This is a genomic window from Arthrobacter sp. Y3224055, from assembly GCF_059090825.1.
The window spans coordinates 361,550-383,664 of the sequence record NZ_JBNHGB010000005.1; the positions used below are offsets into that span (position 1 = coordinate 361,550).

The following is a 22,115-nucleotide window of genomic DNA, read 5'->3' on the forward strand; positions in this document are numbered from 1 at the left end:
GCTCTCCGGACGGTGCAGGGCGCGCGACCGGGCCCACGCCCGGTGGCTCTCCGGTCGTCCGGACGGTGCAGGGCGCGCGGCCGGGCCCTGGCGTTGAGGGGTGGGGCCAGGGCCCGGCGGCGTGCGCCCGGCCGGCCGTGAGGTGCAGCGCCGAAGCCACCGGGGTCACGTGTCCAGAGTCCCCATTCATCCTTGGAAAAAGCCGGTGCCGTCCCGGTCCCCCTCACATTAGGGGTATCGGCCCCCCTCAGGCGAGGCTGTCCCGCCGTCGGGGAGTCAGCGCACGATGGTAGTGCACTCATTGGGGGGTGCGTGCTGCGAGGGGGAATCGTGGAGCAATTGAGTGGATGGGCCATGCCCATGGCCGTGCAAATGATCGGAAATTTACGGATCCGTCGCGGCGAAACCGTGTTGACCGCCGACAAACTGGGCGGCCCAAAGCCGCGTCAGGTGCTGGAAATCTTGCTGTTGCACGTCGGTTCGCCGATGTCGAAGGACCGGCTGGTGCACCTCTTGTGGGGCGGCCGCGCCCCGGGTGAAGCGCTGGCCACCTTGGAGAGCTATGTCAGCATCCTGCGGCGCAACCTGCAGCCTGGCTGCGCAAAGACGGGGCCGCTGCGCACAGCCAACGGCGGTTACATGATCGACCGGGACATGGTCGACGTCGACCTGCACCGCTTCCAGGCCCTGGTGCGGGCCGCCGAGTTTGCCGAACCGCCGAGGGCCTACCCCTTGTTGGCCGAGGCGTTGTCACTCGCGTCGGAGCCGCTGCTGGGCGACGAGCTGACTCCCGATTGGGCGGAAGAGGCCCGTTCGGGCCATGCGGAAACGGTGCAGCACGCCCAACAATTGGCTGCGGAGGCCGCGCTGGCCTTGCATCGGCCCGACGACGCCGTGCTCTGGGCCCAGCGGTGCGTTGCTGCTTCTCCGCTGAATGAAGCGGCGTGGACAGTCCTGATCCGTGGCCTGGAGCTTTGCGGACGGCATGCCGACGGGTTGCAGGCCTACGAACGGTGCCGGCGGTTGTTCGGCCGCGACCTCGGTTGTGCCCCCGGCCCGGCCCTTCAGGAGATCCACGTGCGGCTGCTGAAGGCCACCGCTGACGCCCAGTCGGGCCTTTCGGAAGTCCTGGCGGCGCTGCTGCTGCTCAACGAACGGCTGACCCCGCCCGCAGCAAAGCACCGGAAGGAACACTTAACAGTCGACGCCACGGCCGGACCCCAGTACATGGCGGCGGGAGACATCGTCAGCTCGTTCCTGCGCAAGGCGCTCGCAGCCAGCTGAGGCCGGGTGACCCCGCCGGCCCCGATATGTACTTCCCGGCGCGCGCCGTGCATACTCAAGGTGGGGTCAAGTCCTTTGTGTCTTGAGTTGGGGAACTGGAGTGAGCTCTTTGGGGGAGCAAAAACTACGCATCGCCGTCGTGGATGATCACACGACCTTCGCGGAGTTGCTGTCTGATGCGCTGGACCGGGAAGCGGATCTGGTCAATGTGGGCAGCGCCGCCGGTGTGAGCGAGGCGGTTGCCTTGTGCCGCCGGGCCCGGCCCGACGTGGTCATCATGGACTACCACCTGCCCGACGGTGACGGGGTCGGCGCGGCCGAGCAAATCCTGCAGGCTGCCCCGGAGACCCGAATCATCTTGTTGACCGGTAACCCGTCGCTGAATGTACTGGCGCGCGCCGCCGCCTCGGGTCTTTGCGGCTTCCTGCCCAAAGACGGTTCCCTGTCAACGCTGCTTGAGGCGGTCCGGAACGCCAGGAGCGGCAGCATGTCGGTCAACCCGTCCGCGCTCACTCGATACGTCACCGCTCCACCGGCCACGGCAGTGGACAGGCCTGCCCTGACCAAACGCGAGCACCAGGTATTGGCCCTCATGGCAGCAGGCAACGACGTCCGCACGAATTCCCGGAGGCTGGGGATATCCCCGCACACGTGCCGGGGCTACGTGAAGTCGATCCTGGCCAAGCTAGGCGCACATTCACAGCTGGAAGCCGTCGCCACCGCCCAGCGGCTGGAACTGCTGGACGGCGGGCATGGTCGTTGACGTGGCTGCGCAGGACCGGCGCAGCATCCTCGCTGAAACACCCTCTGGGTCCCGCCGCCGGAAGCCCTCGGAAATGCAGGCGGCCCTGCGCCGCTTCGCACTGTCGGGGCTTGCGGCACTGATCATCGTCACGGTGCCGGTGATCATGGTCGCCCGCTCGCTGGCTGCCGACCATGCCCTCCTCCACGCCGCGGAACGCACCACACAAATCGTCGACCACCAATTCGCCCAGGACCTTACGGCGGATGCGCTGGCCGGGGTTCCGGAGGCCGTGGCCGAATTGGACAGCGAAGTGGACCCCATGATCGACGACGGCCACATTTTGCGGGTCACCGTCCGGGATCTCGGCGGCTCGATTGTCTATTCCGACGTCGATGAACTGATCGGACAGCAGATCGACCTCCCGGCCCAGCTCCTGGCCCGGTTGCAGGAGGATGCACCCGTCAGCGTCGTCGAAGGTCCCCCCGGCGGCAACATCTTCGGGCTGGGCCGCGCCGAGCTGGTCAACGTGTATGTTCGGGCACAGGCCGGAGATGGAAATGACTACATCTTCGAACTGTCTCACCCGGCGAACGAAATCAACCGCATGCAGGACGAGATGCTGGGCATCCTGCCCGTCATCCTCGTCGCGTTGGCCGTGCTGCAGTTGCTCCAGCTTGGACCGGCACTTCGAATGGCGCGCCGCATGCGGAAGGCCAGTGAAATCCGGCGTGGACTGCTGCAGAAATCGATCGCCGCCTCCGAGGAGGAACGCCGGCGTTTGGCCCGGACCCTCCACGACGGCGTCATCCAGGAGCTGGCGGGGCTGGCCTACAGCCTGGAAGCGCGCGAACAGCAGCAGACCGCCACGGACAGCGACTTTCATGCGCTGGCACGGAATATTGTGAAGGTCAGCATCGACAACTTGCGCCGGATCACGCTGACGCTGTACCCGCCGGACCTGTCGGCCGAGGGCCTGCCGGCTGCGCTCGACGGATTGGGTGTGCTGGTCCGCCAACGGGGAGCGGACTGGCAACTGGAAATTGACTTCCCCGAGCCTGCCGCCCTCGCCTGCCCCGATTTGCTCTACCGGGCGGCACGTGAAGCCGTGACCAATGCTTCCAAGCATGCTTCCGCCCGGCTGGTCAAGGTTTCACTGAGGCAGTCCAACGCTGCAGTGGTGCTGGAGGTCGTCGACGACGGCGTCGGCTTTACTCCTGAGGCCGCCCGGCGGGCCGAACACTTCGGCCTCCGGATCATGCGCGACACCGTCCGCGAGGCCGACGGTACGCTGCAGGTTGAATCCGCCCCCGGCGCCGGCACCCGGATCGTCATGACCTTTCCTGCCGGGCAGTAGTTGCATGGCGCCTGCCGGGGCGCGGCCGGCGGCAACCCCCGGTGCGGTGAGGCGACGATCGGCCGGCTGCCTTCGGCGGAAAGCGGGCCACGCTGCGGCAGCCCGCTTCCCGCCCCTGGACGCGAAGGCCGCAGGCTAGATCTCGGCGCCCTCCAGCAGCTCCGTGACAAGGGCCGCGATGGGCGAGCGCTCGGACCGTGTCAGCGTCACGTGACCGAAGAGCGGGTGTCCCTTGAGCGTTTCCACGACGGCGGCGATGCCATCGTGGCGCCCGACCCGTAGGTTGTCGCGCTGCGCCACGTCGTGGGTGAGGACGATCTTGGAGTTCTGGCCGATCCGGCTCATCACCGTCAGCAGCACGTTCTTCTCCAGCGATTGCGCCTCATCCACCACCACGAACGAGTCGTGCAGCGAGCGTCCGCGGATGTGGGTCAGCGGCAGCACTTCCAGCATGCCGCGGTCCATAACTTCCTCGACCACCTCGGTCGAAACCAAGGCGCCGAGCGTGTCGAACACCGCCTGGGCCCACGGATTCATTTTTTCGGCTTCCGAACCCGGGAGGTACCCGAGTTCCTGGCCGCCGACGGCGTACAGCGGGCGGAACACCACCACCTTCCGGTGCTCGCGCCGCTCCAGCACCGCCTCCAGCCCGGCGCACAGCGCCAGGGCGGACTTGCCGGTACCGGCCCGTCCGCCGAGGGAGACTATCCCTACCTCCGGGTCCATCAGCAGGTCGATGGCCAGCCGCTGTTCCGCGGAGCGTCCGTGCAAACCGAACACGTCGCGGTCGCCCTTGACCAGGCGCACCTGTTTGTCGGCCCCCACCCGGCCGAGGGCCGACCCGCGGGTGGACAGCAGCACCAGGCCCGTGTTGGCGGGCAACTCCGCCGCCTCCGGGATGAACACCGGCTCGTGTCCATACAGCGCGGTCACGTCGTCGTCGGCCACATCCAGCTCGGCCACGCCGGTCCAGCCGGAGTCTTTGACCAGTTCGTTGCGGTACTCGTCCGCGCGAAGCCCCAGCGCCGACGCTTTCACCCGCAGGGGCAGGTCCTTGGAGACCACGGTGACGTTGCGGCCCTCGACGGCCAGGTTCTTGGCCACGGCCAGGATTCTGCTGTCGTTGTCGCCGCCGCGGAATCCGGCCGGCAGCACGTCGGACGAAACATGGTTGAGCTCCACCCGCAGGGTGCCGCCCTCCGCCCCCAGCGGGATGGCCTGGTCCAGACCGCCGTGCTGTACGCGCAGGTCGTCCAGCAGGCGCAGTGCCTGGCGGGCGAAGTAGCCCAGCTCCGGGTCGTGCCGCTTGCCTTCCAACTCGGTGATCACCACCACCGGCAGGATCACCTCGTGCTCGGCGAAGCGCAGCAGTGCCCGCGGATCGGACAGCAGCACGGAAGTGTCCAGGACATACGACGCCCGGGTTGTTTCCGCTTCCCCGGCGGAAACAGAACGACCGGACGAGGTGGCAGCGGCGGGCTGCTTCCCGGGTCCGGTCGTGACGGCTGGGTGCGGATTCTTGGTGGCGGTCATGCTTGCTCCCGTCCGGAGCGCGACGGCTCCGACTGTGTGAAGCGGGGCGTGGACGGTAGGGCCACCAGGCCGGAACCGGCCTCCCCCGATGCGGCTTTCGCTGTGCGCATCAAACTGGTGGCCTCCCGATCAATCTGCGGTTTTGCCGACTGATAGTCCTAAATTACGCGGATGTAATTCACTAAGACAAGGGCGCGGAAGAAATCGTTTCAGTGAATTTTGCGTAACAGCAACGACGCCGGCCCGCCGCCCGCTCCGCCGGCCGCGTCAGGCGCCGAAACGGCGCTGCCGGCTGGCGTAGTCGCGTAGCGCGCGCAGGAAGTCCAGGCGCCGGAAATCCGGCCACAGGGCCTCGCAGAAGTAGTATTCGCTGTAGGCGCTTTGCCACATCAGGAAGCCGGAGAGCCGCTGTTCACCCGAGGTCCTGATGACCAGGTCCGGGTCCGGCTGGCCGCTGGTGTAGAGATAGCCGGAGATGTCCTCGACCGCCAGCGTATCCGCGACGTCTGCCAGGCTCTTGCCTTCGGCGTCGGCATGGCGGAGCAGGCCCTTGACCGCGTCAACGATTTCCCGGCGGCCGCCGTAGCCCACGGCCACGTTCACGTGGACGCCGTTAACCCCCGCGGTCTGCTCCCCCAGATCGCTGAGTTTGGCCGCGAGGTCGGCCGGGAGCGTCTCCAGCGCGCCGACGGGATGGACGCGCACGTTCTTGCCTTCGCCCAACCGGTCCAAGGTGTTGCCGATGACACCCAGCAGTTCGCGCAACTCGTCTTCCGAACGGCCCATGTTGTCCGTGGACAGCATGTAAAGCGTGACCACCTTGATGCCCAGGTCGCCGCACCAGCCCAGGAACTCCAGGATCTTGTCGGCTCCGGCCTGGTGCCCTTCCCGGGTGGGCGCCCCGGCCAGCCTGGCCCAGCGCCGATTACCGTCGACCACCACACCGATGTGGCCCGGGATACGGTCGGGCGCCAGCGAACGCTGCAGCCGCCGCTCATACAGGCGGTACAGGACGCCGGGAAGAGACACCGCACCCCGCCTTCCTGATCGCCCGTTCACGACTTAGAATTCTATCCCCCCGCCCGGCCGGTTCCGCGCCACTCCTTGTTACCGGCCGGTAACAAGGGGTGGCGGCGGCCGCTAGAATTACCGCATGAGTGAACACGGCGCCGCCTCCGGGCCCTCCGGTTACCGGGGCAGCTACGAGGATTCCCCCGCCCGGCGGGAGGCGACGGACGGCCCCATCGAGCGGGCCGTGGAGCAGGTAGCCGACGCGCTCAACATCAAGCCGAAGTTCCGCGGCTGGCTGCATGCAGGGGCCACCCCGCTGGCCCTGGTGTCCGGGATCGTCCTCGTGGCGCTGGCACCAACGGCAGCGGCCAAATGGGCCTGCGCGGTCTACGCCGTCACGGGCGTGCTGCTCTTCGGGGTCAGCGCCGTCTACCACCGCGGCAACTGGAGCCCGCACGTCAAGCTGGTGCTCAAGCGCCTGGACCACACCAACATCATGCTGGTCATCGCCGGAACGTACACGCCGCTGGCCTGGTCACTGTTGGAGCCGGCGAAGGCCACGTTGCTGCTGTGGCTGATCTGGGCCGGCGCCATCGCCGGCGTCGGGTTCCGGGTGTTGTGGCCCCACGCCCCGCGCTGGCTCTACGTCCCGGTTTATTGCGCACTCGGGCTGGCCGCGCTGTTCTACCTGCCCGACTTTTTCGCTGCCAGCGTGCCCGCGGCGGTCCTGATCTGCGCGGGAGGAGTCCTCTACATCGGCGGTGCAGTGGTGTACGGGATCAAGCGGCCGGATTTCTCTCCCACCTGGTTCGGCTTCCACGAGCTGTTCCATGCCTGCACCGTGGTGGCTTTCGCCTGCCATTACCTCGCCATCATGATCGCGGTGCTCGGCAACTCCGGTTGACTCTCACCACGGGCGTCCGGAAAAAGTGCCGGACTCAGCCTGCTCCCGCGCCCAGCTCGGCGAGCAGGCCGTCGACGGTTGCCACCGGCCGCCGGCACACCATCCCGCGGCACACGTAAGCCAGCGCACCTTCAGCCGGGGCGGGCTTATCAGCCAGCAGCGGCGGCGCCCCCTCCGGCGGCCGGGCCTCTCCGGAACGCGCGACAACCAGGCCCGGGCTGCCGGTTGCGCGCGCCGCGGCTATGAGTTCGGCGGCCGCGCCCGGAGCCCCCGTGACCGCCAGCTCTACCGGCCCCGCCGCCAGTGCCTGCGCAGCGGCCAGGCCCCACCCGGCGGCACGCGGGGCGCGCACGGCAATCCGCTCCAGGTAACCCAGCAGCCGGCCCGCCAACTCCCGGTGCCGGGCGGAGCCGCTGTAGGCGGCATAGGTGGCCAACGCGCCGGCCAACAGGCCGGTGCCGCTGGGAGTGGCGCTCTCCAGCGGATCCGCGGGCGGAACGGATCCGGCGGCGGCAGCCACCTGGGCGGCGGGGGCCGCCTGGTCGCTCAGCTGTCCCGCCTCCAAAAACAGCTCCTCCGCGCGCAGCACCAGCGCTTCCGCGGCGGCATACCAGCGGGGCTCCCCGGTGGCCGCATACAGCGAGAACAGCCCCTCCGCGCAGCCGGCGTAGTCCTCCAGCAAGCCTTCGAAGTGCTGGGCAGTGCCGTTGTGCGACACCCGGGCAAGCCGGCCGGAGCCGTCCAGGTGCACGGCCAGCAGGTAGTCCGCGGCGGCCACCGCGGCGGCGGTCAGCTCGGGCCGCCCCAGCAGCTCGCCGGCTTCGGCCAGCCCGGCCACGGCCAGGCCGTTCCACCCGGCGACGACTTTTTCATCCCGCTCCGGCTGCGGCCGTTCCTGCCGGGCGGCCAGCAGCACCGGACGCAGCCCTTCCCACCGCTGCCGCTCGTCCGGTTCCAGCAGTCGTCCCGGGTGCAAGGTCGAGCCGGTGGCGGTGACGTTGCCCCGCTCGCGCACGCCCATCACGGAGGCAACCCAGCCGCCGTCGTCGGCGCCGAGCAGCTCCCGCAGCTCTGCCGGAGACCACAGGTAGGTTGCGCCTTCGTGGTGGACACCGTCGACGACGGTGTCGGCGTCGAGCGAGGACGCAAACCCGCCGTGCGCCAACCGCAGCCGGCCCACCATCCAGTCCGCCGTGCCGGCCGTGACCGCGCGCCCCAGGTCCCTCTCGGCCCCGACCGAAGACTGGAAGGCCCATTGCGCATACACGCGCAGCAGCTGGACATTGTCGTAGAGCATTTTTTCGAAGTGCGGCACGGACCACTGACGGTCCACCGCGTAGCGGGCAAAGCCGCCCTCCACCTGGTCGTACAACGCGGACCCGGCCATGGCCTGCAACGTCCGGGACGATAGCGCGGCGGCCTGGCCAGCCGTGTCGGACCGCGAGGCCGCGGCATGCCGGAGCAGGAAGTGCAGCACGGCCGACGGCGGAAATTTGGGTGCCGCGCCAAACCCGCCGAAGACGGTGTCCTCCTGCCGCGCCAGGACCTCGACGGCCTGCTCGAGGACCGGGCGGCCCGCACCCCAGCCGCCCGTGGACACCTGCACGGGTCCCTGCCCGGGATCGCGGGACCGATCGGCGGCGTCGTCGGACCCCTGAGTGAGGTCCCCGAGGAGCTCACGGTTGGCTTCCCCCGCCTGCGCGAGGGCCTCGGCCAGCGAGCCGGCAGTGGTTTCAACGGCGTCCCGGCGCTGCTCCCAGGCTTCATGGACCGCCTGGAGCACCTGGCGGAAGGATGGCTGGCCCGGCAGCGGCCGCGGCGGGAAGTAGGTGCCGGCGTAGAAGGCCCGGCCGTCGGGCAGGGTAAAGACGCTCATCGGCCAGCCGCCCTGGCCGGTCATCAGCTGCGTGGCCGCCATGTAGACGTTGTCCACGTCCGGGCGTTCCTCCCGGTCCACCTTGACCGGAATGAAATGCTCGTTCAGGTACCGGGCCGTGACCTCGTCCTCGAAGGACTCACCGGCCATCACATGGCACCAGTGGCACGCCGCATAGCCGACCGAAACGAAAACAGGCACGTCGCGCAGACGTGCCTGTTCAAAGGCCTGGTCACCGAACGGCCACCAGTCCACCGGGTTCCCGGCATGCTGGCGCAAGTAGGCCGAAGCCTCCGAGCGCAGTCTGCCGGCCATGGTTACTCCCGGCGGTCCGGGCGGCCCGAGCGGCCGCTGCGTTCGTTAGTGCTCCCCGTTTCGGTGCCGCCGCCGTCGGCGTACCCGCCCCCGCCGGCGGGGCCCGCCTGCCCGGACGCTTCAGGCCCGGCCGCGGGCGAATCTTGGCCGCCGCTCTCCTCCACCTGTGCGCGGTAGCGCACCCGCCGGATGCGCCGGCTCATGTCCCAGATCAGGAAAACCACCACGGCCGCGAGGCCAAAGGTGAAGAAGAAGCCCCAAGGGCCGGGCGAAACCTGGTCAGCGTCAAGGCCGGGCCGGAGACTGGGTTCGCCGGCACCGGCGGCGACGGCGGCAAGGATCTGGATCAGGGGCAAGTTTCAGTCTCTTTCTGGCTGCGTCCCGGAAAATTCGGCTCCGGTGCTGGTTGGCTGCAAGGTCTATCTTATGCCCGCAAAAAAATCCGTTTCCGGCACGCTGGTCTCCACCCGGGCGTGGATCAGCGAGAAATCCTCCCACGGCCAGACGGTCCGCTGCATCTCCTCGGAGACCGCGAAGAAGAACCCGGTGGGCTCCACCTGGGTTCGATGCGCCAGCAGCGCGCGGTCGCGGTGGCGGAAAAAGTCGCCGCAGTCGATCTGCGTGGTGGTGCGGTGGTTCGGCATCGGCGGCTGATGCCCCTCGGCGTCGGCCTCCAGCCACGCCGCGAGGCGTGCGGCGTAGGGCGACTGCAGCCCGGCTTCCTCCAGGGCGTAGTGCAGTGCCCGGAACCGTTCCGGGTTGAACGCGCGGTCATAGTAGAGCTTGAGCGGCTCCCAGGGACTGCCCGCGTCCGGGTAGCGCTCCGGATCACCGGCAGCGTGGTAGGCCTCCACCGCCACCTTGTGGGCCATGATGTGGTCCGGGTGCGGGTAGCCGCCGTTCTCGTCGTAGCTGATCACCACATGCGGGCGGAACTCGCGGACCAGCCTCACCAGCGGAGCCGCCGCCCGCTCGAGGGGCTGGGTGGCGAAGCTGCCGAACGGCAGCGGCGGCAGCGGATCCCCTTCCGGCAGGCCCGAATCTGCGAACCCCAGCCAGCGATGCTGCACGCCCAGCTCCGCCGCCGCCCGGGCCATCTCCACCCGCCGCAAACCGGCCAGGTCCCGGTGCGCCTGCGGATCGGACGCGGCCTCCGCGTTGAGGATGTCTCCGCGTTCACCGCCGGTGCAGGTGGCGACGAGCACCTGGACGCCTTCGGCGGCATAACGCGCCATGGACGCGGCGCCCTTGCTGGATTCGTCGTCCGGATGGGCGTGGACCGCCAGCAGGCGCAGTCCCTCACTCTGCGCCGGCTGGGCTGCATCGAAGCTCACGTGGCTGCTCCTGGGAAATCTTGCGTGGGTGGGTGGGAAGCTAAACTTGAGGGCGTGAGCACCTCCGGCCCCCGAACCCCTCAGACTCCCCCCAGCTTAACGGTTTCCGAACGTTACGGCACACCGCGGCGGACGCTGTCCCGCCGCAGCAAACTGGCACTGGCCGGCGGGGCTTTGGGCGTGGCCATCATCGGCGCCGGTTTCTTTGCCCTGGGCCAGGACGGGCCGCAGATCGAGAGCAAGGACGTTGGCTTTGCCGTGGCCGACGCCGGCCACATCACCGTGGACTTCCAAGTCACCAAGGATCCCGAGGCCACCGTCCATTGCGCCGTTCAGGCCCTCAGTGAGAACTACGCCGTCGTCGGCTGGAAGGTCGCCACGATCGGGCCCGCCGCCGAAGGGGCTACCGCCCAGACCACGGCGCACCGCGTCCAGCTCCGGACCGAATCCCTGGCCGTTTCCGGCGGCGTGGACAGCTGCTGGCCCGCCGGCACCGGCGGCTGACCCTCCCGCCGGGCGCACCCGCGGCGTGCCTTTCCAGGCTGCCGCGGTTCTTTTGCCATCGAGTTATTGGGAAAACCGGCGGCGGCTGACTACAATTGAGCAAATACATTGCCCCGCCCCCCGGTGAACTGGGAACTCCCAGAACGAATGATTCACCTTCACGGCGGGGTCTTTGCATGGAGTGGCCGCCACCTTGGCGGCCTTTTGTGCAAAGAGCCACCGTGCCGGCCCGCCTCCAGCGGTACCGGCAGCAATTAAGGAGAACTACGTGTCCACTTCCAGCGCACCCGTCGCCTGGCTCACTCAGGAAGCCTACGACCGCCTGAAGGCTGAACTGGATCACCTTTCGGGCCCCGGCCGGGCAGAGATTGTCGACCGCATCGAACAGGCCCGCTCGGAGGGGGATCTCAAGGAAAACGGCGGTTACCACGCCGCCAAGGAAGAACAGGGCAAGGCCGAGGCCCGGATCCGTCAGCTCACCGACTTGCTGCGCAACGCCCACGTGGGCGAGGCACCCGCCGACGACGGCATCGTGGAGCCGGGCATGGTCATCGAAGCGAAGATCGCAGGCGACCCCGAGCGCTTCCTGTTGGGCAGCCGCGAGGTCGCCGGCGAATCCGAACTGGACGTGTACAGCGAAAAGTCTCCGCTGGGTGCGGCCATCCACGGCCTGCGGGCGGGAGAATCCACCACCTATGCCGCGCCTAACGGCAAGCAGATCAGTGTGGAGATCATTTCCGCCAAGCCTTACGCCGGCTGATTACGCACCATCATCGTCGAAGGCGGGCTCCTGCGGGAGCCCGCCTTCGGCGTATGCGGCAGCAGGCGTCGGCCCGCGCACGCCGGGAACGGGTTCAGCGCAGGCCCCGCCTGCGGCGCAGCAGCACGGCGGCGGCGACTCCCCCGGCCGCCCCGAACAGGTGCGCCTGCCAGGAGATCCCGGGCAGCGCCGTCGGCAGGACTCCCCACAACACCGAACCGTAGAAAAGAAAGATGACCGCGGCCAGCAGGATCTGGCGCCAGCTGTGATTGTAGAAGCCGCGCACCAACAAGTAGGCCAACAGCCCGAAGACCAGGCCCGAGGCGCCGATGGTCAGGCCCGCACCGGTCAGCCAGACCCCCAGCCCGGAGGCCAGCCAACTGCAGGCGAGCACCACGCAAAACCGCCGGATTCCCTCCAGCAGCGTCAGGAACGCGAGTACCAGCAGCGGGACCGTGTTGCTCAACAGGTGGCCGGTGTCGGCGTGCAGCAGCGGCGCGAACACCACACCGTCAAGCCCGTCGAGCCGCCGTGGCGCGATGCCCAGCAGCAGGCTGAAGTACCCGCCGGCGAGGATGTTGACCAGGAAGACCACCCAGAGCAATGCCGCCAGTGCTCCGGCACCGGCCAGCGCCGGGGCGGGGCGCAGTCCACGGCTTCCGGCGGCCACGGTCAGTGGACGACGATGGGCTGGAAGCCAGCGGCGCGGAGGCTGCCGAGCACCAGTTCGCAATGCTCGTGGCCCTTTGTCTCGATGTCGATGGTGATGGCAACATCGCCCATGCTGATGGACCCGCCGATGCGGGTATGGTCCACGCGCGTGACGTTGGCGTCCGATTCGGCGATGATGCGCGAGATCGTGGCCAGCGAGCCGGGTCGGTCGTCAAGCATGATCCGCACGGACATGAACCGGCCGGAAGCGTACAGCCCCCGCTGGATCACCTTCAGCATCAGCATCGGATCTATGTTTCCGCCGGAGAGGATCACCGCCGTAGTGCCAGGGTCCGGGATGACACCCTCCATGAGCGCGGCGACGCCGACGGCACCGGCGGGTTCGACCACCAGCTTGGACCGTTCCACCAGGAAGATCAGTGCGCGGGCCAGGGCGTCCTCGCTAACCGTGACCACGTCGTCGACCAGTTCCCGGATGATGGAGAACGGCAACTGCCCGGGACGGCCGACGGCGATGCCGTCGGCCATGGTGGAGACCTTCTGCAGCGGCACCAGCGCATCGGCGGCCAGGGAGGGAGGGTAGGCGGCCGCATTCTCCGCCTGCACGCCGATTACCCTGATCTCGCGGCCCAGTTCCTTCGCCCTGGCCTTGACGGCCGTGGCGACGCCGGCCAGCAGTCCCCCGCCGCCGACGCCCATGACGATGGTCTCGACGTTGGGGACCTGCTCCAGGATCTCGAGCCCCAGCGTGCCCTGCCCGGCGATGATGTCCGGGTTGTCGAACGGATGCACGAAGACCGCTCCGGTCTCGTCCGCGTAGCGCTGCGCCTCGGCGAGTGCCTCGTCCACATTGTGGCCGTGCAACACGACTTCGGCGCCGTGGCCCCGGGTGGCCGCCAGCTTCGGCAGGGCGACACCGAGCGGCATGAAAATGCGGGCCTTGATGCCCAGGCGGGCCGCCGCCACCGCCACGCCTTGCGCGTGGTTGCCGGCGGAGGCAGCCACGACGCCGCGTGCCTTCTCCGCATCGGACAGCCCGGCCATCCGCACGTAGGCACCCCGGACCTTGAACGACCCGGCCCGCTGCAGGTTCTCGCATTTGAAGAACACGTCGGAGCCGACCATCCGGCCCAGGGCGCGCGATTGTTCGATCGGCGTCTTGGCGATGATGCCGTCGAGGGTTTTCCGGGCGGCCTGGATATCGTCGAGCGTGACGGGAAGCTGGGCGGTGACTGTCACTTGTCGGTCTCTTTTCTGTGCAGCAGGACGCGGCGTCGGCGGGAGGGTTCCCGGTCTGAGGGCTCGGGCGGATTTCCGGGACCCGGCGAAGCCAGTGCCGGTTCCCGCGCCCGGTAGGGCTCTTCCGCCGGTGGCGGCGCGCCCAAGGCCGGGTCGGTTTCCCACCCGCGGGCGGCGATGTACTTCACGACCGCGTTGAGGATCGCCAGCAGGGGGACGGCAAAGAGTGCGCCGGCGACGCCCGCGACCATCGAGCCGCCGGCCACGGCCAGCACGACGGCCAGGGGATGCAGCGAGACTGCCTTGCCCATGATCAGCGGCTGGAGCACGTGGCCCTCCAGCTGCTGAACCCCCAGCACGATGGCGAGCATGATCAGCGCGTTGACCCAGCCGTTGGCCACCAGCGCCAGGAGGACGGCGACGAACCCGGTGAGCAGGGCGCCGACGATCGGGACGAAGGAGCCAAGGAATACCAGGACGCCCAGCGGAAGTGCCAGTGGCACGCCGATGATGGCCGCGCCCGCGCCGATGCCGACGGCGTCGACGAAAGCGACGAACATCTGGACCCGGATGTAGTGGACCATGGAGGTCCACCCCTGGCGGCCGGCGCCATAGCCGGCCGCCCTCGCCTTCTTGGGCAGCAGGCCGACCATGAAACGCCAGATCCGGTCGCCGTCGTAGAGGAAGAAAATCAGCGCGAAGATGGTCAGCAGCAGTCCGGTAACCAGGTGCCCGGCGGTGGACCCGACGCTCAGGGCGCTGGAGAAGATCGCGCTGCTGTTGTTCTGCAGCTGGTCCAGGCCTTCGTTCAGGTAGTCGTTGAGTTGTTCGTTGGTCAGGCGGAGCGGCCCGTCCGTCAGCCAGCCCTGGACCTGGCCGATGCCTTGCATCACCTGGTCCCACAGCTCGCTGAAGCCGATGTAGAGCTGCCGGCCGACCAGGGAGAGCGCCCCGCCAATCAGCCCCAGGAAGCCCAGGATGGTGATGACGACGGCCAGGCTCTTGGGAACCTTGGCCTTGAGCAGGAACCGGACGACGGGTGAAATCAAGGCGGCGATCAGGGCCGCGACCATCAACGGGATGATCAGCAGCGAGACGAAACTGAGCAGCCAGACCAACAGTCCGCCCACCACCAGGATCAATCCCACCCGCCACGCCCAGGCCGCACTGATCCGCAGCGCATAGGGAACGTCCTCGCGAACGTGGTGTTGGCCGTCAACTCCGGCCAAACGTCCGGCCGGCAGCGGACGGTTTTCGGGGAAGGACCGGTTCATACACCCAATAGTTTCATACTGTGACCCAGCCGTGCGTTCAGTGAAGCTGCGCCGTAATGCCCCAGCTCCCGCCGAACGTTGCACCGGGCTCCAGCCATTGAAGCCCCAAGCCGGAATTGAAGCTGTTGGCGGGTGCCGTCATCGGTTCCACCGCGACGGCGCGGTCCCGGCCCGGATATTTTGTGGTCACGAGGACATGGACGTAGGGGAAGGTTTCGTCCTGCCACAGCGCGACCGCCGACCCGCTCTCCGAGGCGAGCGTGGTCACCGCGCGGCCACCCGGGCCGGCGGACAGGGCGGTGTAGCCGTGATCGAGGTCCAGCTCCGCCAGCCGGCTTCCGCCGCGCAGGTCGCACTGGCCGGTGACCGGCACATCCGCCGTCGGAATCATGGTCTGCCGGTCCGTCGGAAAGTACCGCGCCGCCGGCACGGTCAAGGTCAGCCGGTCGGCGGGTTCGTCTCCGAGCCGGATGAAGGGATGCGCGCCCAGTGCGACCGGTGCGGCGGCCGCGGACAGGTTTTGCAGTTCCTGCCGGACGGTCAGGTCGCCGGCCTGGTCCAGGGAGTATTCGGCAACATGGCTAAGCCGGAAGGGGTAGCCGTGCTGGGGAAAGATCTCTGCCTGAAGCACCACCGCTGACCCGTTGCGGTCGACCAACCGGTAGCCGGTGTTGCGCAGCAGCCCGTGGATGGCATGGCCGCGGCCCGGTTCGGTGATGTCCAGTTGCTGGACGGCGCCGTCGAGTTCCCAACGGCCCCCGTCCACCCGGTTGGGCCAGGGCGCCAGCAGGATGCCCGAGGCCGAGGGTGGGATGCGGTCGTCGCCGAAGGTCTCGGTCAACTGCACGCCCTGTTTTTCGAAGAGCCGCAGGCAGCCCGCCAGTTCGGTGACCACGGCCCGCGACCCGGCGCGCCGCAGTTCAAACTGCTCGCCGGTCGCTGCCCGGCTGCGATGGCCCGTCATGGTTCAACCGTAGCGGGTCGCCGCTTAAACAGCCGACCCCGGCGCAGGGGCCGGGGTCGGTTGGTTGGTAAGGAGAACCGCTGGTTACTCGTCGCCGCGGAGGATGGCGAGCAGGCGGAGGATCTCCACATAGAGCCAGACCAGGGTCACGGTCAGGCCGAAGGCGGCCGTCCAGGAGTACTTGCGGTCCACGCCCTGCCGGACGCCCTGCTCGATTGAGGTGAAGTCGACGATCAGGGAGAACGCGGCCAGCCCGATGGCCAGCAGGCCGATGATGACACCCAGCGGGATGCCCATGATCTCAACGCCGCGCATGCCCCACTGGTTGTCCAGCACGCCGAACCACATCAGGCCCAGGTTGACCAAGGAGAAGAGCGCGTAGCCGATCAGCGCGATCATGAAGAAGCGCATGGCCTTGGGGGTGGCGCGCACCTTGCCGCTCTTGAACAGGGCCAGCGTGACGGCGAAGACGCACACGGTGCCCAGCACGGCCTGCGGGGCCACGCCGGGGTACATGGAGTCGATGACCATGGACAGCGCGCCGACGAACAGGCCCTCGGCGGCGGCGTAGGCCAGGATAAGGCCCTTGGACGGTTCCCGCTTGAAGGCGTTGACCAGCCCGAGCACCAGGCCGGCGATCATGCCCGGAATCAGCAGGATCGGGAACATCCAGCCGATCGCACCGCCGACGACTACCAGGGACAGGCATGCCAGGGTCTTGAGGATGACGTCGTCATAGGTCATCCGGCCGGTCTGGGCCGGGCCCGCCGACGGCTGGTTGTACAGATCCTGCAGCTGCTGGCTGGAAAGCTGGGTCTGGCCGGCGAGCACGGCGGAGCCGGCTCCGGCAGGGCCCGCGGGCGAGCCGCGGAACGCCTTCGGGTTGTTGAAAACCGGATTTCCTCCGATTGCCATCTTGTTGTCCTCCATCGTCAGGGGGCGAGCTATTGCTTAGACTACCAATCCCAACGAACAACACGGCAGAAAATTCCTTGACCGGCCGGTGAACCCGGGTCGGGCCCCGGCGCCGCCCTCCGGCGGCCTTCCTGGGCAGTAAACCTGCGTCGGCAGCAGCGCCGCCCTGCGGCAGCATCGCGGCCGACGCGCCTGCTGCCCCGCGGCCGGGCCCGCCTGCCCGGGTAGAATGCTGGAGTGACGTCCCGCAGTCCTTCCAACGCGCCCCGCTCCTCCGCCCGCGCCAAGCTGCCCCTGCGCATGCTCCATGACCGCATCCTCGTGGCTCCGGACCAGGACAGCAGCGAGCGCCGTTCGTCCTCGGGAATCGTCATTCCGGCCACCGCCGTCATGGGCAAGCGCCTCGCGTGGGCCGAGGTAGTCGCCGCCGGCCCGCACGTGCGCCAGGTAGCGGTCGGCGATCGCGTGCTCTTCGACCCCGAGGACCGCGCGGAAGTCGAAGTCAACGCCGCCGACTACACCCTGCTCCGCGAGCGCGACGTCCATGCCGTCTCCCAGCCCGAGGAAGCGGACAGCGGCACGGGGCTCTACCTGTAGATCTCTACCTGTAAATTCGGGGCCCTTCCTGCCGTTCCCGGGCGCCCTGCCTGAAGCTTCCCGCAGGGACCCCTCTGGTTTTCCGCGGGGTTGCCGGCATCCGGTAGCCCGCCTGTTCCCAGAGGCCGATACGTTTCATCGATGCTAAACGACGGCTTCACAGTTGTTACCTGATCGCGACAGAACGCACCTTCCCGCCGCCCGTGACGCAGGTAACATAAACGACACGTCCGTGATTTCCGTCACAGACGCTGTCAGCGCCTGCCGGTGATCCGGCGGACCACACCCCCCACTGTGGAGGTTCATATCTTGATCGCGATGCCGAAGCTCGTTCGGCCATTGGGGACATTGCTCGCCTTACTGGCGATCATCGCGGGCATTATCTTGTCCGCGCCACCCTCACTGGCTTCGACCACCTCACCTGAGCCCACCCCCGGCGCGACGACGACGGGGACCGCGCCGGCGGAACCCTTCCGCGACACGATCAGCGGCGTCCTGCGCAATGCCGACGGCCCCGTCGTGGGGGTGCGGATCACGGCGACGGGCGAAGGATTCACCGGCGAGGCGACCACCGGCGAAAACGGGTCTTGGTCGATCGGTGTCCCGAAACGTGGAACGTACCAAGTCGAAGTGGACGTCTCGACCTTCCCGGAGGGAGTGGAGCTCGCCGAAGGCACGCCGAATCCGCGGGAAGTCACCTTCACGAACACTTCCAACGCCGCGGCCATCTTTCCGCTCGGTGAAGGCATTGTGCTCCAGGGCGCCGGTTTCGGGGAGATCTTCGTCGAGCGCCTCATTGCGGGCCTGAGCTTCGGCCTGCTGCTGGCCCTGGCCTCGGTGGGGTTGTCTCTTATCTACGGCACCACCGGCCTCACCAACTTCGCGCACGGCGAGATGGTCACCGCCGGCGCGGTGCTGATGTTCGGCTTCGCGCTTGTCGGCCTTCCGGTGTGGCTGGCAATGCTGTTGGCCATTGTCCTGGGCGGCGCGTTCGGCTGGGCACAGGACGCCTGGCTGTGGAAGCCGCTGCGTCATCGGGGTACCGGGCTGATCCCCATGATGATCATCAGCATCGGCCTGGCCCTGGCTGCCCGCTATGTCATCCAGTTCAACTTCGGCGGCGCCACGCAGCAGCTGCCGCAGGCCCGAAGCCCCATCCTGGAATTTGGCGAGATTTCGATCAGCCGCAACACGCTGCTCTCATTGATCGTCAGCCTGATAGTGATCATCCTGATTGCCATGCTGTTGCTGAAGACCCGGCTGGGCAAGGCCACCCGGGCGGTCGCGGACAACCCCGCGCTGGCGGCGGCCTCCGGTATCGATGTTGACGGCGTCATCCGCATCGTCTGGACGGTCGGCGGGGTGCTGGCCGCGCTGGGCGGCATCCTCTGGGCGTATTACCGCCCCGGCGTCACGTTCAACATGGGCCAGCAGATCCTGCTGCTCGTCTTTGCCGGCGTCATCCTCGGCGGCCTGGGCACCGTGTTCGGCGCCCTGGTCGGCTCGGTGATCGTCGGCATGTTCGTCGAACTGTCGACGCTCTGGCTGGAAGCGGACCTGAAATACGTGGGCGCCCTGCTGATCATGATCGTCGTCCTGCTGTTCCGGCCACAGGGCATCCTGGGCCGTCGAGAGCGCGTGGGTTAGGAGGCAACACCATGGATTTCCTGAATATATTCACCAACGCCTTGGGCGAAATCATCAGCCCGACGACGGCCGCCTACGCCCTGGCGGCACTCGGGCTGGCCGTCCACTTCGGCTATTCCGGCCTGCTGAACTTCGGCCAAGCCGGTTTCATGGCTATCGGTGCCTACGGCTTCGCCATCCCCACGCTCGAATGGGGCGTGCCGTTCTTTGTCGGCGTCTTGATAGCCCTGATCGGCTCGGTGATTTTTGCGCTCCTGCTGGGCATCCCCACGCTTCGGCTCCGGGCGGATTATCTGGCCATCGTCACGATCGCCGCGGCGGAGATCATCCGGTACGTGGTCACCACCAACGACCTGACGGACATCACCGGTTCGGCCAACGGCCTGGCTGCCTTCGAAGGCGGGTTCTTCGCCCTGAACCCGTTCCCGCAGGGGGCCTACAATTTCGGCCTGGTGACCCTGAACGAACGCGGCCTCTGGATCCGCGTCGTCGGCTGGGGCCTGGTGGTCATCTGCTGCCTGCTGGTGTTCCTGCTGATGCGCAGCCCGTGGGGCCGGATCCTGAAAGGCATCCGCGAGGACGAGAACGCGGTGCGGGCCTTGGGCAAGAACGTGTACTCGTACAAGATGCAGGCCCTCATCATCGGAGGCCTGTTCGGAACAATGGCCGGCATGGTGTTCACGCTTCCCCGCGGAGCGGTGCAACCAGCCAACTACCAGACGGAGCTGACGTTTTTCCTCTGGACCTGCGTGCTGCTGGGCGGCATGGCCACCGTCCTCGGCCCGGTTATCGGCGCCATGCTCTTCTGGGTAGTCCTCTCGCTGACCCAGGGACTGCTCTACGGTGCCATCGAGGCGGACTACATCACCTTCCTGACAACCACGCAGGCAGGACAGCTCCGCTACATCCTTGTTGGCATCGCCTTGATGCTGCTGATGATCTTCAGGCCCCAAGGCGTGCTGGGCAATAAGAAAGAACTGGCATTCACATGAGCGAACAAGACCGCACCACCGCTGCCGGGGCCACCGCCGTCCCGGAACAGGCAGACCAGCCGGTCACGGACTACATGACGGACACGCGTCCCATTGCTGCCGACGAACCGGGCCCGGGCTGCCGGAAACGGGATCCCATCCTCGTCGCCAAAAACGTGACCCGGCAATTCGGCGGCGTCAACGCCGTGGACGTGGAATATCTCGAGATCCCGCGGCACCAAATTACGGCGCTGATCGGACCCAACGGGGCGGGCAAGACCACCCTGTTCAATTTGCTCACCGGGTTCGATATCCCGCAGAGCGGCGAGTGGTCCTTCGAGGGGCATTCCCTCGCCGGAGTGCCGTCCTACAAGGTGGCCCGCATGGGCATGGTGCGCACATTCCAGTTGACCAAGGTTATGGGAAAGCTCTCCGTCATGGAGAACATGCGCCTGGGTGCCACCGGGCAGTCCGGCGAAAACCTCTTCAAGGCCCTCTTCAAGAACATCTGGGGGCCCAAGGAACGGGAGATCACGGATCAGGCCGACGTCTTGCTGGCCAAGTTCAAGCTCGACACCAAACGGGACGACTACGCGGCATCGCTCTCGGGTGGCCAGCGCAAGCTGCTGGAAATGGCCCGCGCCCTGATGGTCCGGCCCAAGCTGGTCATGCTCGATGAGCCGATGGCCGGCGTCAATCCCGCCCTGACGCAGTCGCTGCTGGAGCATGTCAGAAACCTGAAGGCCGAGGGCATGACCGTGCTGTTCGTCGAACACGACATGCACATGGTCCGCCACATTGCCGACTGGGTGGTGGTCATGGCCGAAGGCCGGATCGTGGCGGAAGGTCCGCCCGGCGTCGTCATGAAGGATCCCGCTGTGATCGACGCGTACCTGGGCGCCCATCACGACGTCGACCTGGGCGACGCCGAAGGCGTCGAAGCGCTGGAGGAAGAGCTGGCGCAGGACGCGGAGTCGGTTGTAGGCACGGATGCCGAGGGCGTCCTGGGCCGCCACATCAGCGAGCAGGATTCCAGCGCGGACGAAGCAGGCAACGCCGACCGCGGAACCAGAAGGAAGGACCGGCCATGAATGCGCGCCGCATGGAAACGACCCCGAAAGCCGTGGCGCCGGGGGAACCGGTGGTCACCGTGACGGATTTGGTGGCCGGCTATCTGCCCGGCGTCAATATCCTCAACGGCTGCAGCATCGAGGCCCGCCAGGGCGAATTGATCGGCATCATCGGCCCGAACGGTGCCGGCAAGTCAACCCTGCTCAAGGCGATGTTCGGCCTGGTCAAGGTCCATTCCGGCACCGTAGTGGTGCGCGGCCAGGACCTGACCGGGCTGAAAGCGAACAAGCTCGTCAGCCGCGGCATCGGGTTCGTCCCGCAGAACAACAACGTCTTTTCGACGCTGACCATCGAAGAAAACATGGAAATGGGCATGTTCCAACGGCCCAAGGACTTCAAAAAACGCTTCGAGTTCGTGGCGGGTATCTTCCCGGAACTGGCCAAGCGCCGTGCGCAGCGGGCGGGCTCGCTCTCCGGCGGTGAACGCCAAATGGTGGCGATGGGACGGGCCCTGATGATGGACCCGGCGGTGCTGCTCCTGGACGAGCCTTCCGCCGGCCTCTCTCCGGTCAAGCAGGACGAGACGTTCCTGCGGGTGCACGAAATCAACCGGGCCGGTGTTTCTGTGATCATGGTGGAACAGAACGCGCGCCGCTGCCTGCAGATCTGCGACCGCGGTTACGTCCTGGACCAGGGCAAGGACGCCTACACCGGAACCGGCCGCGAACTGCTGAAGGATCCGAAGGTCATCCAGCTCTACCTGGGCACGCTCGCGGACACCGCCTGAGACCCAGCCTCACCGCGACGGCGGCGCCTGTCCCCAGGGGCGGGCGCCGCCCTCGTGTTTGCCCACTCCCCTCAGGGCGCCGCCCGCTGCGCCCAAGCCGGGTGTCCCCGCCGCGTGTGCTGCCCCCTGGCGGGCCCAGGCGGCATGCTCGTCCCCCAACGCCCCGCCCGGCCCGGTCCCAGCGGACCTCTCATGCCGGCACCGCCTTCGCAGCCCGCTCCGGAACGTCCGGCCCGGGAGCACGGCAGAGGGCCCCGGCCGGTGAACTGGGCCCCGAAAGTTGGACTGGCTAAATAAGAGACTAGGCCGCGAGGGCCTGAGCACGGTACTGCACCGGGCTTAGGCCCTCGAGCTTTGT

At 67.7% G+C, this 22,115-nt stretch carries 21 protein-coding genes; 11 read left to right on the plus strand and 10 right to left on the minus strand.

Annotation, left to right across the window (positions count from 1 at the left end; genetic code table 11):
* The first annotated feature begins 330 nt into the window (after nt 1–330).
* From AC5RTY_RS13995 to AC5RTY_RS14005, 3 genes are all read left to right on the plus strand, one after another.
* Nucleotides 331–1,284 (plus strand): AfsR/SARP family transcriptional regulator, encoded by a 954-nt coding sequence (locus tag AC5RTY_RS13995; protein ID WP_494139710.1) that lies wholly within the window; start codon nt 331–333, stop codon nt 1,282–1,284.
* Between the two features lie 100 nt (nt 1,285–1,384).
* Nucleotides 1,385–2,047: a response regulator transcription factor gene (locus AC5RTY_RS14000; RefSeq protein WP_494139711.1), complete on the plus strand. Its 663-nt coding sequence runs from the start codon at nt 1,385–1,387 to the stop codon at nt 2,045–2,047.
* On the plus strand, nt 2,037–3,383 hold the full coding sequence (locus tag AC5RTY_RS14005; RefSeq protein ID WP_494139712.1) for a sensor histidine kinase: 1,347 nt from the start codon (nt 2,037–2,039) through the stop codon (nt 3,381–3,383). Before AC5RTY_RS14000 ends, AC5RTY_RS14005 begins: the two co-directional genes overlap by 11 nt.
* Nucleotides 3,384–3,518: 135 nt before the next feature.
* On the opposite strand, the gene phoH2 is transcribed toward AC5RTY_RS14005, so the two are convergent.
* Entirely contained in the window at nt 3,519–4,916 is a 1,398-nt protein-coding gene (gene phoH2 / locus AC5RTY_RS14010) for an RNA 5'-3' helicase PhoH2 (protein WP_494139713.1), read from the minus strand.
* A 267-nt stretch (nt 4,917–5,183) separates the two neighbouring features.
* Nucleotides 5,184–5,945, minus strand: coding sequence for an isoprenyl transferase (locus AC5RTY_RS14015; RefSeq protein WP_494001462.1), 762 nt, complete (start codon nt 5,943–5,945; stop codon nt 5,184–5,186).
* A 124-nt stretch (nt 5,946–6,069) separates the two neighbouring features.
* Here AC5RTY_RS14015 and trhA point away from each other — a divergent pair, with 124 nt between their 5' ends.
* Nucleotides 6,070–6,831, plus strand: coding sequence for a PAQR family membrane homeostasis protein TrhA (gene trhA / locus AC5RTY_RS14020; protein WP_494139714.1), 762 nt, complete (start codon nt 6,070–6,072; stop codon nt 6,829–6,831).
* Nucleotides 6,832–6,865: 34 nt separating this feature from the next.
* Here the strand turns inward: trhA and AC5RTY_RS14025 are convergent, their stop codons facing one another.
* The 3 genes from AC5RTY_RS14025 to mca form a co-directional block, all read right to left on the minus strand.
* On the minus strand, nt 6,866–9,022 hold the full coding sequence (locus tag AC5RTY_RS14025; protein ID WP_494139715.1) for a thioredoxin domain-containing protein: 2,157 nt from the start codon (nt 9,020–9,022) through the stop codon (nt 6,866–6,868).
* 2 nt (nt 9,023–9,024) lie between these two features.
* A complete protein-coding gene (locus tag AC5RTY_RS14030) occupies nt 9,025–9,378 on the minus strand; it encodes a hypothetical protein (RefSeq protein ID WP_494026081.1) in 354 nt (117 codons plus the stop codon).
* Between the two features lie 63 nt (nt 9,379–9,441).
* Entirely contained in the window at nt 9,442–10,356 is a 915-nt protein-coding gene (gene mca, locus AC5RTY_RS14035) for a mycothiol conjugate amidase Mca (RefSeq protein ID WP_494001466.1), read from the minus strand.
* Between the two features lie 54 nt (nt 10,357–10,410).
* On the opposite strand from mca, the gene AC5RTY_RS14040 reads away from it, so the two are divergent.
* Nucleotides 10,411–10,860 (plus strand): DUF4307 domain-containing protein, encoded by a 450-nt coding sequence (locus AC5RTY_RS14040; RefSeq protein WP_494014376.1) that lies wholly within the window; start codon nt 10,411–10,413, stop codon nt 10,858–10,860.
* Between the two features lie 268 nt (nt 10,861–11,128).
* A complete protein-coding gene (gene greA / locus AC5RTY_RS14045; RefSeq protein WP_494139716.1) occupies nt 11,129–11,620 on the plus strand; it encodes a transcription elongation factor GreA in 492 nt (163 codons plus the stop codon).
* A gap of 94 nt (nt 11,621–11,714) precedes the next feature.
* Here the strand turns inward: greA and AC5RTY_RS14050 are convergent, their stop codons facing one another.
* From AC5RTY_RS14050 to AC5RTY_RS14070, 5 genes are all read right to left on the minus strand, one after another.
* A complete protein-coding gene (locus tag AC5RTY_RS14050; RefSeq protein ID WP_494023642.1) occupies nt 11,715–12,290 on the minus strand; it encodes a rhomboid family intramembrane serine protease in 576 nt (191 codons plus the stop codon).
* A gap of 2 nt (nt 12,291–12,292) precedes the next feature.
* Entirely contained in the window at nt 12,293–13,531 is a 1,239-nt protein-coding gene (ilvA, locus tag AC5RTY_RS14055) for a threonine ammonia-lyase (RefSeq protein WP_494001470.1), read from the minus strand.
* Entirely contained in the window at nt 13,528–14,805 is a 1,278-nt protein-coding gene (locus AC5RTY_RS14060; RefSeq protein WP_494139717.1) for an AI-2E family transporter, read from the minus strand. The genes ilvA and AC5RTY_RS14060 overlap by 4 nt, the downstream gene beginning before the upstream one ends.
* A gap of 37 nt (nt 14,806–14,842) precedes the next feature.
* Nucleotides 14,843–15,769, minus strand: coding sequence for an aldose 1-epimerase family protein (locus AC5RTY_RS14065; protein WP_494139718.1), 927 nt, complete (start codon nt 15,767–15,769; stop codon nt 14,843–14,845).
* 84 nt (nt 15,770–15,853) lie between these two features.
* Nucleotides 15,854–16,684, minus strand: a complete 831-nt coding sequence (locus AC5RTY_RS14070; RefSeq protein ID WP_493978622.1) for a Bax inhibitor-1/YccA family protein — start codon at nt 16,682–16,684, stop codon at nt 15,854–15,856.
* A 300-nt stretch (nt 16,685–16,984) separates the two neighbouring features.
* On the opposite strand from AC5RTY_RS14070, the gene AC5RTY_RS14075 reads away from it, so the two are divergent.
* The 5 genes from AC5RTY_RS14075 to AC5RTY_RS14095 all read left to right on the plus strand — a co-directional run bounded on the left by AC5RTY_RS14075 (nt 16,985) and on the right by AC5RTY_RS14095 (nt 21,757).
* Nucleotides 16,985–17,281 carry a GroES family chaperonin gene (locus tag AC5RTY_RS14075; protein WP_493978707.1) on the plus strand — a complete coding sequence of 99 codons (297 nt, stop codon included), beginning with the start codon at nt 16,985–16,987 and terminating at the stop codon, nt 17,279–17,281.
* Between the two features lie 318 nt (nt 17,282–17,599).
* Nucleotides 17,600–18,928, plus strand: a complete 1,329-nt coding sequence (locus tag AC5RTY_RS14080; protein WP_494014380.1) for a branched-chain amino acid ABC transporter permease — start codon at nt 17,600–17,602, stop codon at nt 18,926–18,928.
* An 11-nt stretch (nt 18,929–18,939) separates the two neighbouring features.
* On the plus strand, nt 18,940–19,920 hold the full coding sequence (locus AC5RTY_RS14085) for a branched-chain amino acid ABC transporter permease (protein ID WP_494001474.1): 981 nt from the start codon (nt 18,940–18,942) through the stop codon (nt 19,918–19,920).
* A gap of 74 nt (nt 19,921–19,994) precedes the next feature.
* Nucleotides 19,995–20,990: an ABC transporter ATP-binding protein gene (locus tag AC5RTY_RS14090; protein ID WP_494014394.1), complete on the plus strand. Its 996-nt coding sequence runs from the start codon at nt 19,995–19,997 to the stop codon at nt 20,988–20,990.
* The gene (locus tag AC5RTY_RS14095; RefSeq protein ID WP_494109916.1) at nt 20,987–21,757 is read left to right on the plus strand and encodes an ABC transporter ATP-binding protein; all 771 of its coding nucleotides are present in this window, start codon (nt 20,987–20,989) and stop codon (nt 21,755–21,757) included. Before AC5RTY_RS14090 ends, AC5RTY_RS14095 begins: the two co-directional genes overlap by 4 nt.
* The last annotated feature ends 358 nt before the right edge of the window (nt 21,758–22,115 follow it).